Annotated in this window: 11 protein-coding genes; all 11 read right to left on the reverse strand. The window is 42.9% G+C overall.

Annotated features, from left to right (window positions below; genetic code table 11):
- Positions 1–441 precede the first annotated feature (441 nt).
- A complete protein-coding gene (opp4C, locus tag TY49_RS15580) occupies positions 442–1,350 on the reverse strand; it encodes an oligopeptide ABC transporter permease (RefSeq protein WP_041966833.1) in 909 nt (302 codons plus the stop codon).
- An 11-nt stretch (positions 1,351–1,361) separates the two neighbouring features.
- Complete coding sequence (opp4B, locus tag TY49_RS15585) at positions 1,362–2,327, reverse strand: oligopeptide ABC transporter permease (protein WP_041966834.1); 966 nt, start codon at positions 2,325–2,327, stop codon at positions 1,362–1,364.
- 37 nt (positions 2,328–2,364) lie between these two features.
- Positions 2,365–4,086 carry an oligopeptide ABC transporter substrate-binding protein gene (opp4A, locus tag TY49_RS15590; protein ID WP_041966835.1) on the reverse strand — a complete coding sequence of 574 codons (1,722 nt, stop codon included), beginning with the start codon at positions 4,084–4,086 and terminating at the stop codon, positions 2,365–2,367.
- A 44-nt stretch (positions 4,087–4,130) separates the two neighbouring features.
- Entirely contained in the window at positions 4,131–5,117 is a 987-nt protein-coding gene (locus tag TY49_RS15595) for an ABC transporter ATP-binding protein (RefSeq protein WP_041966836.1), read from the reverse strand.
- Complete coding sequence (locus tag TY49_RS15600) at positions 5,117–6,139, reverse strand: ABC transporter ATP-binding protein (protein ID WP_023615280.1); 1,023 nt, start codon at positions 6,137–6,139, stop codon at positions 5,117–5,119. The genes TY49_RS15595 and TY49_RS15600 overlap by 1 nt, the downstream gene beginning before the upstream one ends.
- Positions 6,140–6,312: 173 nt before the next feature.
- On the reverse strand, positions 6,313–6,966 hold the full coding sequence (locus tag TY49_RS15605; protein ID WP_084135507.1) for a DUF2268 domain-containing putative Zn-dependent protease: 654 nt from the start codon (positions 6,964–6,966) through the stop codon (positions 6,313–6,315).
- 299 nt (positions 6,967–7,265) lie between these two features.
- Positions 7,266–8,105 (reverse strand): oligopeptide ABC transporter permease, encoded by an 840-nt coding sequence (gene opp4C / locus TY49_RS15610; RefSeq protein ID WP_232310464.1) that lies wholly within the window; start codon positions 8,103–8,105, stop codon positions 7,266–7,268.
- Between the two features lie 87 nt (positions 8,106–8,192).
- On the reverse strand, positions 8,193–9,143 hold the full coding sequence (locus tag TY49_RS15615; protein WP_041966839.1) for an ABC transporter permease: 951 nt from the start codon (positions 9,141–9,143) through the stop codon (positions 8,193–8,195).
- Positions 9,144–9,386: 243 nt separating this feature from the next.
- Entirely contained in the window at positions 9,387–11,039 is a 1,653-nt protein-coding gene (locus TY49_RS15620) for a peptide-binding protein (protein WP_041966840.1), read from the reverse strand.
- 213 nt (positions 11,040–11,252) lie between these two features.
- A complete protein-coding gene (locus tag TY49_RS15625) occupies positions 11,253–12,275 on the reverse strand; it encodes an ABC transporter ATP-binding protein (RefSeq protein WP_041966841.1) in 1,023 nt (340 codons plus the stop codon).
- Positions 12,272–13,255: an ABC transporter ATP-binding protein gene (locus TY49_RS15630; protein ID WP_041966842.1), complete on the reverse strand. Its 984-nt coding sequence runs from the start codon at positions 13,253–13,255 to the stop codon at positions 12,272–12,274. Before TY49_RS15630 ends, TY49_RS15625 begins: the two co-directional genes overlap by 4 nt.
- Positions 13,256–13,611 lie beyond the last annotated feature (356 nt).

Consider the following 13,611-nt stretch of genomic DNA (forward strand, 5'->3'; position numbering starts at 1 on the left):
CCCAGTGGTTGTTTTGTCCGAACCTAGGACTACTTCGGACATTTCCTGCAGTTCCAACCGCTGTTTTGTCCGAACCCGGGGCTGCTTCTGACATTTCCAGCGATCCCAGTAGTTGTTTTGGCCGAACCTAGGACTACTTCGGACATTTCCTGCAGTTCCAACCGCTGTTTTGTTCGAACCCGGGGCTGCTTCGGACTTTTCCAGCCATCCCAATGGTTGTTTTGTCCGAACCTAGGACTACTTCGGACATTTCCTGCAGTTCCAACCGCTGTTTTGAACGAATCAGGGGTGACTTCGGACATTTCCTGCAGTTCCAATCGTTGTTTTGGCCGAACCTAATGCTGCTTCGAACATTTGCAATAGGTCCTAATCCCCTCATTACCTCAGCGTCTAATAGATAAATAGACAAAATAAAAAATCTACCTTTGTATGGTAGATTTTTTAACGGCGTGATCTTGGATTCAATGCATCTTTCAGGCCTTCACCTACGAAGTTGATTGACAAGATCGTGAGTGTGATGGCAAGTGCTGGTGGAATCCAGATCCACGGCTTTCCTTGTAATACGTCTGGTTCATTAGCGAATGCTAGCATATTACCCCAAGATGGAATCTCGGAAGGTACACCGAATCCTAAGAAGCTTAGTCCTGTTTCTGCGACAATCATGGAAGCGAACAGGATTGTTGCCTGTACGATGATTGTAGAAAGAACGTTAGGAAGTAAATGCTTTGTGATTACTTTGAAAGGCGAGCATCCGATTGAGATAGAAGCAAGAATGTATTCATTCTCTTTCTCCGCCAAAATCTTGCTTCGTACTATCCTCGCTACCCCGCCCCAGCTCAGCAAGCTGATAACGATGATCAGGATAACAAGACCATTGATTTTACCATGGAAAATTGTAGCTAATACAATAACGAATACGAGGAATGGGAAGTTCAGCACGAAATCAGTGAAGCGCATAAGCATGCTGTCAACGATACCGCCAAAATATCCTGCGATTGATCCTACAATTGTTCCAAAAAAGATGACGAATAGTGTACAGCTAATTCCGACTAAGAGTGATACCCTTCCGCCGTATAACAATCTGGTAAAAACGTCACGCCCGTTTTTGTCCGTTCCCAGCCAGTGCTCTGCAGATGGCTTTAAGGACATTGAGCCAATGTTGATTTTTGTGATATCTGTAGTTGTAATGTATGGAGCCAGAAAAGAGACAATCATTACGAATAATAAAAAGATCAAGCTTGTCATCGCCAACTTGTTCTTCACAAATTTTCTTCTAGCGATGGCCCAAGGAGACATGCCTTTTTCCGGCTTCAGGTTTATCTGTGTATTATTTGCTGTAGAAACTTGCATAGCCATCCTCCTTAATCAAGCCTGATCCTTGGATCAACAATTCCGTATAGTATATCTGCAACCAGGTTCCCAAAAAGTGTCAAGAATGAGAACATCATTGTCAAAGTCATTAAGACTGGATAGTCCCTTTGGCTGACAGAGTTCAAGAATAATTGACCGATTCCCGGGTATGTGAAAATCGTCTCTGTTATGATCGCTCCACCGACCAACGCTACGATATCAAATCCAAGGAATGTAATCAGCGGGATGATTGAATTGCGCAAAATATGCTGATTGTAAATTTTCTTTTCAGGTGTTCCTTTTGCTCGTGCCGTTCTTACAAAATCCTTACGGCTGTTTTCTATAATGTCATTACGCAGGAATTGCGTATAGCTTGCAGTACTCAATAAACCTAATACAAGTGCTGGTAAGAAAACATGATGAATTCTGCTTAGCCAATATGCAGCTGTACCTTCTGTTGTGGAAATATCCACGGAACCGTTTGAAGGGAACCAGCCCAATGTGAATGAGAAGAAATAGATTGCGAACACCCCTGCAACAAATGAAGGCAGGGCCAGTCCAATGTAGTTAGCGGTACCTATAACGTTATCGCCAAGAGTATATGGCTTCCTTCCGGCATAAATACCCATGAAAAATGCAAGAATATAAGTGATTAAAATACTCGAAAAACCTAGGAATATTGTATTCGGCAAACGTTCTCCAATGATATCACTTGCTGGGATTTTATAACGGGTTGATTTCCCAAATTCCCCCTGCATGAAGTTTGTTATCCAGGTAAAATATTGAATATGGACAGGATCATTGTAACCAAGCTTCTCGCGCATCTCTTCTATGTATGCCGGATCCGTATTGTTCGGATCGATTTCCCCACTAAGTGAGTCCCCTGGCATAAGTTTCGCCAGGGAAAACACTACAATGGAGATAAGGAAAAGCATAGGAATCATGCCGAGTATGCGACGTAAACTGTATTTAAGCATATGCATTCTCCTTAACTGAGTAGGTGGGATTTAATGATTATTGCTTGATCCACCATTCATGAGGTGAGTTAGTGCCTGAAACGTCAATTTTAAGGCCTTGTACACGTTTTGCAACAGCCATTACTTCTTCTAGCTCAAGAATTGGAAGTGCAGGCACTTCTTCGTTGAAAATCTTCTGCCAGTCAGCATAAAGCTTTGCACGCTTTTCAGTATCAGTTCCAACTACTTCTAGATCAACAGCATCTTCAAGAAGTTTTTGAGCATCTTCATTTACCCAACGTGGGTAGTTCCAAACAGATTCAATACCCCAAAGTGGTAGTGGATCTGGATCTGTTCCAGTTCCCCATCCGCCGTAGAATACTTCTAGAGCTGGATCGTCTTTTTCAAGTTGATCATAGTAAAGGTTAACGTCAGTCATTTGAAGCTCAGATTTCAAACCAACTTCTTCCCAGTACTGAGTCATAGCTTTTGCACGTGCTTCGAAAGTTGGGTTGCCAGTAGCATAGTGAGAGAACTTAACTGTGAACTTCTCACCTTTAGGATCTTCACGGAATCCGTCTCCATCCTTATCTACATAACCAGCTTTATCAAGGATTTCTTTCGCTTTTTCAGGGTTGTACTCGTATTGTACAGGCATATCTTTGTTATCTGCAGCAATCCAGTGTGCAGATGGAATCGGACGGTTAAGTGGCTGTCCTAGTCCGCTGAAGAAAGCCTTTACCCACTCTTCACGGTTGATTGCGAAAAGCATAGCCTGACGCAATTCCTTGTTTGCATACTTGTCTTTATCCATTACGTTTTTCTTGCCATCGTATTTACCAAGTTTGAAACCGATATAGTAGTAAGATAAGCCAGGAGATTTTACTACTTCAACATTATCAAGCGCTTCGATTTCAGGAAGAACTGTTGGGTGGAATGGAGTCATGTCAAGCGTTCCATTTTTAAGTTCTCCAGTTGTTAAAGAAGAATCGATAACTTTTACAACGATCTTATCTAAGTGAGGAGCGCCTTTCCAGTAGTTTTCGTTCTTAACTAGTTCTACTGATTCACCAGGAATAACCTTTGCAACTTTGAATGGACCAGTTCCTACAGGCTTAGTGCGAACCTGCTCAGAAGCAGCCATGTCTTTAGGGGCGATTCCTTCGAATTCCTTGCGTGAAAGAGGGTAAGCCCAGACGTTTTCAAGGTTGTTTACGCGAGCTTTGTCAAAAGTGATTTTCAAAGTATAGTCATCAACTACTTCAAGACCAGCAATCTTGTCAGTCTTTCCTTCGTTGAAATCCTTAGCACCTTCGATTGTGTTGACGTTAGACCAACGCTGGTGTTCTCCACCAAGAGTAGCGATTGTTTCGATAGCGAATACCCAGTCATTAACTGTAAGTTCTTCGCCATTGTGCCATTTTACGCCTTTTTCAAAAGTGAACGTGAATACTTTGTTATCGTCAGTAGTCCAGCTAGCAATGTTTGGCTGGGCTTTAAGGTTTTCATCATAGTCGATCAATGCATCGTCGAAGAATGCGATGATGTCATCGTCTCCATCAGCATCGTAGAAGTTCCAGTTCAAAAGGCCTTTGAACTCAGAGCTTAAAGCGTAAGTCAATGTACCGCCGTCTTGCGGTCCTGTTTCTTCTGCTGCGTTGTCCTTGTCGTCTTCTTTTGGATCAGTTGTCGTCTTTTTTGTGTCTCCTCCGCTGCACGCAGCAAGGAATGTTGATAAAACCAATACTAGCATAGCTAGCCAAAGCAATGGTTTCTTCATGGTTTTCCCCCCAATTTCTTATATTTTTTGTAAAAATTATTGCCCTAGTAAAGGTGGCAAGCAACTCGGTGTCCTGGCTTCACCTCCTTTAAAGCTGGCTTCACTTGAGAACACTCTGCCATCGCAGCTGGGCAGCGCGGATGGAATGGACATCCTGTCGGAGGATTCAATGGACTTGGAACATCTCCTTCAAGTACGATCCTTTCCTTCTTCCTGCGTGGATCCGGCATTGGAATGGCTGAGATTAAAGCCTGTGTATATGGGTGGAGCGGCTCAGCATACATGCTGTTGCGATCAGCAATTTCTACCATATTGCCGAGATACATTACGCCGATCCGGTCACTCATATGCTTAACGACACTAAGGTCATGAGCGATAAATAAGAAAGTCAGGTCAAATTCCTTCTGAAGCTCCTTCAATAGATTGAGAACCTGGGACTGCACGGATACGTCCAGTGCTGATACCGGCTCATCTGCGATGATAAGCTTCGGTCGGAGCGCCAGCGCCCTTGCAATGCCGATCCTTTGTCTCTGCCCGCCTGAAAATTCATGGGCATATTTATAGTAAGCATCTTCAGGAAGACCAACTTTTGTTAATAAATCCATTACTTCACCTTTTAGGTCCTTCAGGCTCGCATTCTTGAAGTTCCTGATAGGTTCTGAAACAATGTCCCCAACCATTTGCATAGGGTTAAGTGAAGCATAAGGATCCTGGAATACCATCTGGATATCCTGGCGGATCGCCTGGAGCGTCTTGCCTCTTAGTTTAGTGATATCCTTGCCTTCAAAGATAATTTCACCATCTGTTGCATTCAGCAGGCGGATGATTGTCCTGCCTGTTGTAGATTTACCGCAGCCTGATTCTCCTACAAGTCCCAATGTCTCACCCTTTTTAATCTCGAATGATACATCATCGACAGCCTTAACATTGCCGACTGTACGGCGGAAAAAGCCACCTTTTACAGGATAGTAGGTTTTCAGATTCCTAATTTCCAGCAAATTCTCTTTTTCTACTAAAGTTGTATTGCTCATTATGCCTTAACCCCTTCTTTTGGCATACTTGCTTCATATAGAATGCACGCCACTTCATGTCCTTGCTCGACTTCTCCAAGCTGTGGAGTGATACTTGTACACTCTGGCATTGCTTTCGGACAGCGGTTTGCGAATCGGCAACCAGTTGCCGGCATATTCTTAAGTGAGGGGACAATCCCCTTGATCGAGCTTAATTCTTCTTTTTCCTCGTCCATTTTCGGAATGGCACCCATCATGAGTTCTGTATAAGGATGCTTAGGATTATAGAAAAGTGTATCGACATCAGCTCGTTCAACGATGCGGCCTGCGTACATTACGATGACTTCGTCACACATCTCAGCAACAACGCCAAGGTCATGCGTAATCATGATGACTGACATATCATTTACTTCCTGTATACTCTTTAGCAAGTCGAGTATTTGGGCTTGTACTGTCACATCCAACGCGGTAGTAGGCTCATCAGCGATCAACAATTTAGGCTGGTTAGCGATTGCCATCGCAATCATGACCCTTTGTCTCATGCCGCCTGAAAGTTGGTGTGGATATTCATCCACGATTTTTTCAGGTCGTGATATACCAACGCTCTTCAGCAGCGCAACGCTTTTTTGCCTAGCTTCTGCTTTGGAGATTTTCGTATGGTTGAACAATACTTCCTGAAGCTGGAATCCGATTGTGAAAACCGGGTTCATCGATGTCATCGGTTCCTGGAAGATCATTGAGATATCGCGTCCGCGGATTTTGTTCATTTCCTTCTCGGACATTTTTTCAAGGTGGACGCCTTCGAAAATGATTTCTCCACCTCGGATTTTGCCAACCCCTTTTGGAAGGAGCTGCATGACTGAAAGGCTCATAACCGATTTTCCGCACCCTGATTCGCCAACAACCCCGACAATCTGCCTTGGTTTGACAGCAAAACTGACCTTGTCTACAGCATTATAAAATTCACCATCGATATCAAAAGCTGTTTCAAGGTTCTTGACTTCTAGCAAAGGTGCATCTTTATGTATTGAATAGTTGCTCATTGGGACACCTTCTCACATTTAAATAATAAAATATTCTGCAAATTCTATATATTTTAATAAAATGTTATTACAGATTTATTACATTTGCAATACTTTTTTTTCAATTGGGAAATTTATTATTTTTTAGAAATAACAAAAAACCCGGTATGACAGGGTTTTTTTAGTTTTCATATTTATTGAAATTTTATTAACTTTGTAAATTCAATGGAAGGGAGCTTAAACGATGCTTTTTCAGTAAAATATCCATGTTGTATATATTGTTTTACAATTTCATAGCCAATTGCATAGCCGAGAAGCGCAGGACGGCCCCCTAATCCAAACAAAATTTCATCATGCTGACGATCTTCCCTCTGGATTGAGAGCTTCTCTTCAAGCTCTTTTTCCCAAAACTCAGCCAAAACTTTTGTCGAATATCGCCTGCTCCATTCTCCCGTATATTTTTCACCGCAATTTTCAGCGACTGCATGCTCGGCAAGACCTTCTAGAATTATAGAGTCAAGGAGGGTATACTCCGCAGGATTTTTCTTTTGTGCCTGCATCCTGCATACATGGTGGTATTCGTGGACAAACAATGCTTCCAGCTCTTTCTCATCGTTTATCGGAGTCAAGAAGAGAAACATTTTATCAATAAAAGATAGTCCGGATTTCCCTTTCCCTTCCCTCATTAACTTTGAATTCGATTGATCCAGGGGAAAGATGAAGATTGGGATATCTGGGCCTTTCCATTTTCTTTTATACTTGTTAAAAATTTTTTCTGTCACTGACCAAAACTTACCTGCCTCCAGCTCTTCCAGCGTCTTCCTGGTTCTGCGGTCCGGCTTGTACATGCCGAAGTTCTTTAAATAGCTGTAAATTTTTTTGGAATCAACTTCACCTTCAAAATAACCAACCAGCTTTTCACATATACGTTGTGGACTGTTGAATTCTGTTTCTAACCATGTATCAGTCCTGACTACCCCATCGCTTTCCCTCCGAAGAAATCAATTTTTACAGCTATTCTATGAAAATAGCGGCCAATAGTTCTGGGATGCCTTGAACATTTTCAAAAATTTTCCCAACATAGAAAAAAGCCAGGTTTCCCTGACTCATTTTTTGGCATGATTTAATCCTTGAAGAATTAAGGCTGCTACTCATTTATCTTCGGGTCAAGTGCATCCCTGAGTCCATCGCCGACAAAGTTAAAACAAATGACGGTCAGCAAAATCATTAATCCTGGTGCCAGCGGGTACCACCAAGATTTTAATAAAATAGTGAAATTCTGTGCATCCTGGAGCATGTTTCCCCAACTTGCGTCCGGAGGCTGAATACCCAGTCCCAAATAGCTCAATCCTGATTCTGCCAAAATGACATAGCCAACTGCCAATGTGGCTGAGACAATGATTGGACCCATCGCATTCGGAAGGATATGCGAAAATATAATCGTATGTGTCCTGGTTCCGATCGTTTTTGATGCAAGAACAAATTCCCTAGACCTTAATGAAAGGAATTCTCCCCTGACAAGACGTGCAGTAGTTGTCCAGCCTAGCAGCGCGAAGATTAAAATTAGCTTATCCACTCCTGGCTTGAATATCGTGACTAGTGTAATCAATAGGAATATGGATGGGATTGATAGAATGATATCTACAAAACGCATGATAATAGCGTCAACAATCCCGCCAACATAACCAGCGACCGCTCCAAGAAACGTTCCGATTGTAATCGAGCCCAACACTGAAGCGAAACCGACCAATAGAGATATTCTTGCACCATATAAAAGCCTAGAAAAGACATCCCTGCCAAATCTGTCTGTCCCGAGCCAGTGGTCACTGCTTGGCGGCTGCAATTTTAACAGCAAATTTTGTTTAGAAGGCGAGTATGGTGCGATTACCGGCGCTAAGAGCGCTGCCGAGATAATGATGATTAAGAAAATCCCGCCAAAAATGGCAAGCTTGTTTTTGAAAAACTTTCTGACAATGATCCCGAGCATTGTGTCCCGCGAGGTTTTGATGCCATGCAAGTCAAGGCTGCCAGAAGTATTTCCAGCTAGATTTGTTTTTGCCATGTTTACCTCCCCTTAATACTCGATCCTTGGATCAAAAATCGCGTAAAGTATATCGGCAATCAGATTCCCGATGACGACAAACACCGATGAAATTACGGTTAAACCCATAAGCACCGGATAGTCCCGCTGGAACGCGGAATCTACGAACAATAAGCCAATCCCTGGCCAGGTGAAGATTTTTTCAACAATGACAGCTCCTCCAATGAAGGAAGGAATCATCAAGCCGAAAATCGTGATGACCGGAATCAGGCCATTACGGAGGCCGTGCTTATAAATAACTTTGTTTTCTCTAAACCCTTTTGCTCTGGCAGTCCTCATATAATCCTGCTTTATGACTTCGAGCATGCTAGATCTCGTATACCTGGTCAATCCAGCCATATCGGCGGAAGCCAAAACAAATGCTGGCATGATTAAATGGTGTATCCTGTCCCATAAACTGAAAGGAGCGTTCAGTGTCGCTACTCCTCCAGTCGGGAACCAGTTGTTCTGCACCGCAAAGACCATGATTAAAATCAGGCCAAGGAAGAAGTTTGGAGTTGCTACTCCTAGAAATGATGTGACTGTTACTGAATAATCCAGCTTGGAATACGGTCGTGTTGCCGAAATGACTCCAAATGGAATCGAAATCAATATGGCCAGGATTGTTGAAACGACCATCAGTAAAATCGTATTTGGCATCCTGTTCATAATCATTTCAATTACCGGAACACCTTTGCGGATAAGCGATGTACCAAAGTCACCCTGAAGCATGGCTCCCAGCCACTTTAAGTACTGAATATGGACAGGATCGTTAAGCCCGTACCTCTCCATGAACCTTTCCTTATCAGCCGGACTTATCGTCGGATCCATCATCAGGCTGGCAGGATCACCGGGAGCTAGCTTCATGATTGCAAAGGAGACAATCGTAATCCCAAGCAGCAAAGGAATGGCCATCAGTATTCGGCGAATGATATAAGATAGCATGGCAATTCTCCTTTTAAAATGAAGAGATTTATATTAACTTCGTATAAATTTTTAAATCAGCGTCCCTGTGGATGCTTCTTTCTTCTGCTAAACCTGGAAGGACATCAATCTCATAAACTTTGGATCGCGAGGTTGAAAACATCTATATTAATGACTCGCAAAGTCTTTTTTTTCATGATTCAAAGTTTGAGAGGGAAGGGAATCCACCCTTCCCTCCCATACAGATGTTGTGGGTTAAAAAACCTACTTTTTCAGCCACCATTTGGAGATTTCATAAAAATCATCCTTCGCGTGGAAAACATAGCCCTCAAGATTCGCCGGCATTACCCTATGAACGTTAGGATAGTACAGGAAGGTGTATGGCTGGTCTTCCGCCAGCATCTTATAGATGTCGGCATATGCTGCCTTATATTCATCCTGATCGAGAATCTGTTTTGCTTCTTCCATCAGCTTATCCGCTTCAGGATTTGAGTACCATACGAAGTTCAAGCCTGCTTCCATCTGGCTTGTGTGGAAAATATCATATTGGTCTGGGAATGTTGACAAGCTCCATCCAAGTACCAGTGCGTCATAATTCCAATTCGGAGCGGAAATCTGCTCAATGAACGCGCTCCATTCGACGATTTCAGGCTTTGCTTCGATTCCTACTTCCTTCAATTGCTCTTGCAGGACAACGACAATATCTTCCCTTACTTTGTTACCCTGGTTTGTTTTTACCGTGAAGGAGAATTTCTTGCCGTCTTTATCAAGGATTCCGTCACCATCTGAATCCTCCCAGCCTGCTTCTGCCAGCAAAGATTTTGCTTTTTCTACGTCAAATTCGAATTTTGGAACATCTTCATTGTATGCGAACGATAGTGGACTTTCCGGAACGTGTGCCACTTTGCCGTCACCGTTCATGACAGAACTAACGATTGCTTCCCTGTCAATAGCATGAGTGATTGCCTGACGAACCTTCTTGTCTTTGAACAGCTCATTCTTCTGGTTGTAGCCAAGATATGTGTAAGAAAGGCCTAAGCCAGACTCTACTTTAACGCCAGGGAATGATTTGACTGTTTCAATGTCAGTTCCAGGAACTCCTGCAGCAAAGTGGATATCACCAGCTTGGATTTGCGCAATCATCGCATCCATGTCTGGTACGATTTTGTATGTGAGTGTATCAAGGTAAGGGCGACCTTTGAAGTAATCATCGAATGCTTCAACCTTTACATACTCGCCATCCTTCCATTCAACAAATTTAAATGGACCTGTACCAATCGGGCTCTTTGTATTGAATTCATGCTCGCCAAGCTCGGCAACAGGAACATCCTTTAGGATATGCTCAGGCAAAATGTAATAGCTTAACGATACTGGATAGAAGGAAGCATCCTTCTTGCTTAGCTTGAATTCGACGGTGTAATCATCGATTTTTGTGACGGATTCCATCGCTTCAAAAGCGGATCCGCGTTCGCCGTTATATTCAGAATCCTTAGGAATGCTGAACGTGAACACAACGTCATCTGCCGTAAATTCTTCTCCGTCATGCCATTTGATGCCCTTCTTCAATTTGGCTGTAAATGTCAAGCCGTCTTCAGAGATATCAATTGACTCGGCCATGCTCATTGTCGGATTAAATTCCGTATCAGATGATACAAGGCTGTCATAAATGAATCCTTCAATGTCAGAGCTGGATGTATCCGTTGAGTAAAGCGGGTTGAAAACGGTAGGTGCACCAGTAGAACCAATGATTAAATCCCCGCCTTGCTGAGGACCAGTTGCTTCTTCTTCTGTCTTGCCATCATCTCCAGGAGTTTCTTTCGGATCCTCAGATGTATTTCCTCCTGTACAGGCTGTCAGGAAGATCGACAGGATCAAAGTAAGACTAATCAACCACCACGAAGCTTTTCTTAATTTCACATCATTTCCCCCTTAGATTTTCACTAGTTTTTTAGCCATTAACGAATCTTTTGTTGGTCGTACTAGATAATGCATTCTTACAAACTTCGAGATCATTAAAAAAAGACTCAAAATTCATATACATTAATAGTGGTAAAGGCAACAAAGGTTACGCAAATAGCCTTAACAATAGAAAGGTGCCGGTATCTCCTCCTTTCAAGTCATGCTCCTGCACTATGTATACAGATGGCAGGCAACAAAATGGTTGTTCTTGACTTCTTTGAAGTCGGGGTTAACTTGTTTGCAAAGGTCAAATGCGGCTGGGCACCTTGTATGGAAGACACACCCTTTTGGCGGGTTTGCCGGGCTTGGTAGCTCACCTTTTAAGATAATCCGTTCCCTCTTCATGGATCCTTTTTTTCTGGGCACCGGCACAGCCGACAGCAATGCCTGTGTATAGGGATGGAGTGGTTCTGCGTAAATCTCCTTTTTTGAAGCAAGCTCCATCATTTTTCCGAGGTACATAACCCCAACCCTGTCACTTATATGCCTGACAACGCTTAGGTCGTGGGATATAAAGATATAAGTAAGGCCGAATTCTTCCTGAAGGTCCTCCATCAGATTGATAATTTGCGCCTGGATTGAAACGTCCAATGCTGACACAGCTTCGTCGGCAACGATCAGTTCAGGGTTCAATGCCAGCGCTCTTGAAATCCCGATCCTTTGCCGTTGTCCGCCAGAAAATTCATGTGGATACCGATTGATGAATGAAGCATTGAGCCCTACTTTCTCCAATAGAATTTCGACTTTCTCATCCCGTTCCTTGCTTTTATAAAGATGATGGGTATCCAGCGGTTCCCTGATGATTGATCGCAGTGTTTTCCTAGGGTTAAGAGACGCGAACGGATCCTGAAAAATCATCTGGATGTTTTTTCGTACATCCTTGCGGAGCTCACTTTCAGATAGATGGGAGATATCCCTGCCATTAAAAATGATCTTTCCATCGGTAGGTTCATAGAGTCGGATAATGGTCCGGCCGACTGTTGATTTGCCACAGCCTGATTCTCCGACGATTCCTAAAGTCTCACCTTTATTCACCTTCAGATTTATTCCATCGACTGCCTTTATATGACCTACTGTCTTTTGCAGCAAGCCAGATTTTATAGGAAAGTGCTTTTTTACATCCTGTAATTCAAGCAAGGTTTCAGAGTTATTTTCCTGTGAATTCTTTTCCAGGATTTCATTTGGCGAGGTCATTTCTTCACCTCCTTGCTGTCATGCAAAAAGCATCTTACTGAACGATTGGCGTATTTTCTCACAAGCTCTGGCATTTCAATGAAACAGCGCTCAAAGGCATGCGGGCAGCGAGGCGCAAACCGGCAGCCTTTTGGGAGTTTCTCAGGTGACGGAACATTTCCTTCAATAGAGGCAAGCCGTGAATGATCCTCGTCAATTGATGGGATGGAACCCATAAGGCCATTGGTATAAGGATGCAGCGGATTTTCAAATAGGTCTTCAACCATTGCTTCTTCTACTACCTGGCCTGCATACAGGACGACGACTCGATCAGCAACTTCAGAAACCACTCCCAGGTCATGGGTAATGATTAGGATTGATGTTTCAAACTTTGTGCTCAGGTCCTTCATCAAGTCCAATATTTGCGCCTGGATGGTCACGTCCAATGCAGTTGTCGGTTCATCCGCTATCAAAAGCTTGGGGTTGCAGCTCATCGCCATCGCAATCATCACTCTTTGGCGCATCCCCCCCGAAAGCCTGTGCGGATAATCATTGATTATTTCCTTCGCACGGGAAAAACCCACCAACTCCAGCATTTCAATCGCCTTTTTCTTCGCCATAGTATTATTCAAGCCCTGATGGTATGTCAGGACTTCCGTGATTTGTTCGCCGATGGTAAGTACAGGATTGAGCGATGTCATTGGTTCCTGGAAAATCATTGATATATCATTCCCGCGAATTTTGCACATCTCTTCTTCGCTCGCCTTGGCAAGATCCCGTCCATCAAAATAGATCTGCCCGTCCACAATTTCTCCGGGAGGACTAGGTATCAGCCGCATAATCGATAGAGAGGTAATGCTCTTGCCAGACCCTGATTCCCCTACTAATGCGACAGTTTCCCCTCTATTGATGACTAGATCAACCCCGTCAACTGCTGGAATGAGTGCCTTTTTCCTTTTAAAATAGGTTTTAAGATTCTTTAGTTCCAATAAGGCTGTCACGTTTTTTGCACACCGCCTATCCCAATGAAATTGATATTAAGAAGAATGACTTTCTGACCAAGTGAAAGATTCTGATAATTATTAAATATTAGAAACAGTGGTCTTTTATTACACTTTCATTACTTTTTTCATTACATTATTTTTTTTACGAATATAGAAATTGACTTTTTTGTAGGTCAAATGTTTTAGCAAGAAAATAGTTTGAGCTTTCTATTAAATTGGGAACTGGCTAGTGGGATTGTTGATATATTGGATGTTAGAATACTTAAAATGAAGTTTTTTTGAGGTTAAAATGCTTTCATGGAACGGAGGTGTTCTGCTTTTACCAAAATAAGAGGGATGGAGTATTTTCTAGC

The organism is Mesobacillus selenatarsenatis SF-1, assembly GCF_000813125.1.
GTDB classification, from domain to species: Bacteria; Bacillota; Bacilli; order Bacillales; family Cytobacillaceae; genus Mesobacillus; species Mesobacillus selenatarsenatis.

What these genes read in the sequence shown, in the direction of transcription:
- TY49_RS15595 (WP_041966836.1), bottom strand. Translation starts at nt 5,117, where the DNA reads ATGAGCAATACAACTTTAGTAGAAAAAGAGAATTTGCTGGAAATTAGG.
- opp4C (WP_232310464.1), bottom strand. Translation starts at nt 8,105, where the DNA reads ATGCTCGGGATCATTGTCAGAAAGTTTTTCAAAAACAAGCTTGCCATT.
- opp4B (WP_041966834.1), bottom strand. Translation starts at nt 2,327, where the DNA reads ATGCTTAAATACAGTTTACGTCGCATACTCGGCATGATTCCTATGCTT.
- TY49_RS15615 (WP_041966839.1), bottom strand. Translation starts at nt 9,143, where the DNA reads ATGCTATCTTATATCATTCGCCGAATACTGATGGCCATTCCTTTGCTG.
- opp4A (WP_041966835.1), bottom strand. Translation starts at nt 4,086, where the DNA reads ATGAAGAAACCATTGCTTTGGCTAGCTATGCTAGTATTGGTTTTATCA.
- TY49_RS15625 (WP_041966841.1), bottom strand. Translation starts at nt 12,275, where the DNA reads ATGACCTCGCCAAATGAAATCCTGGAAAAGAATTCACAGGAAAATAAC.
- opp4C (WP_041966833.1), bottom strand. Translation starts at nt 1,350, where the DNA reads ATGCAAGTTTCTACAGCAAATAATACACAGATAAACCTGAAGCCGGAA.
- TY49_RS15600 (WP_023615280.1), bottom strand. Translation starts at nt 6,139, where the DNA reads ATGAGCAACTATTCAATACATAAAGATGCACCTTTGCTAGAAGTCAAG.
- TY49_RS15605 (WP_084135507.1), bottom strand. Translation starts at nt 6,966, where the DNA reads ATGTACAAGCCGGACCGCAGAACCAGGAAGACGCTGGAAGAGCTGGAG.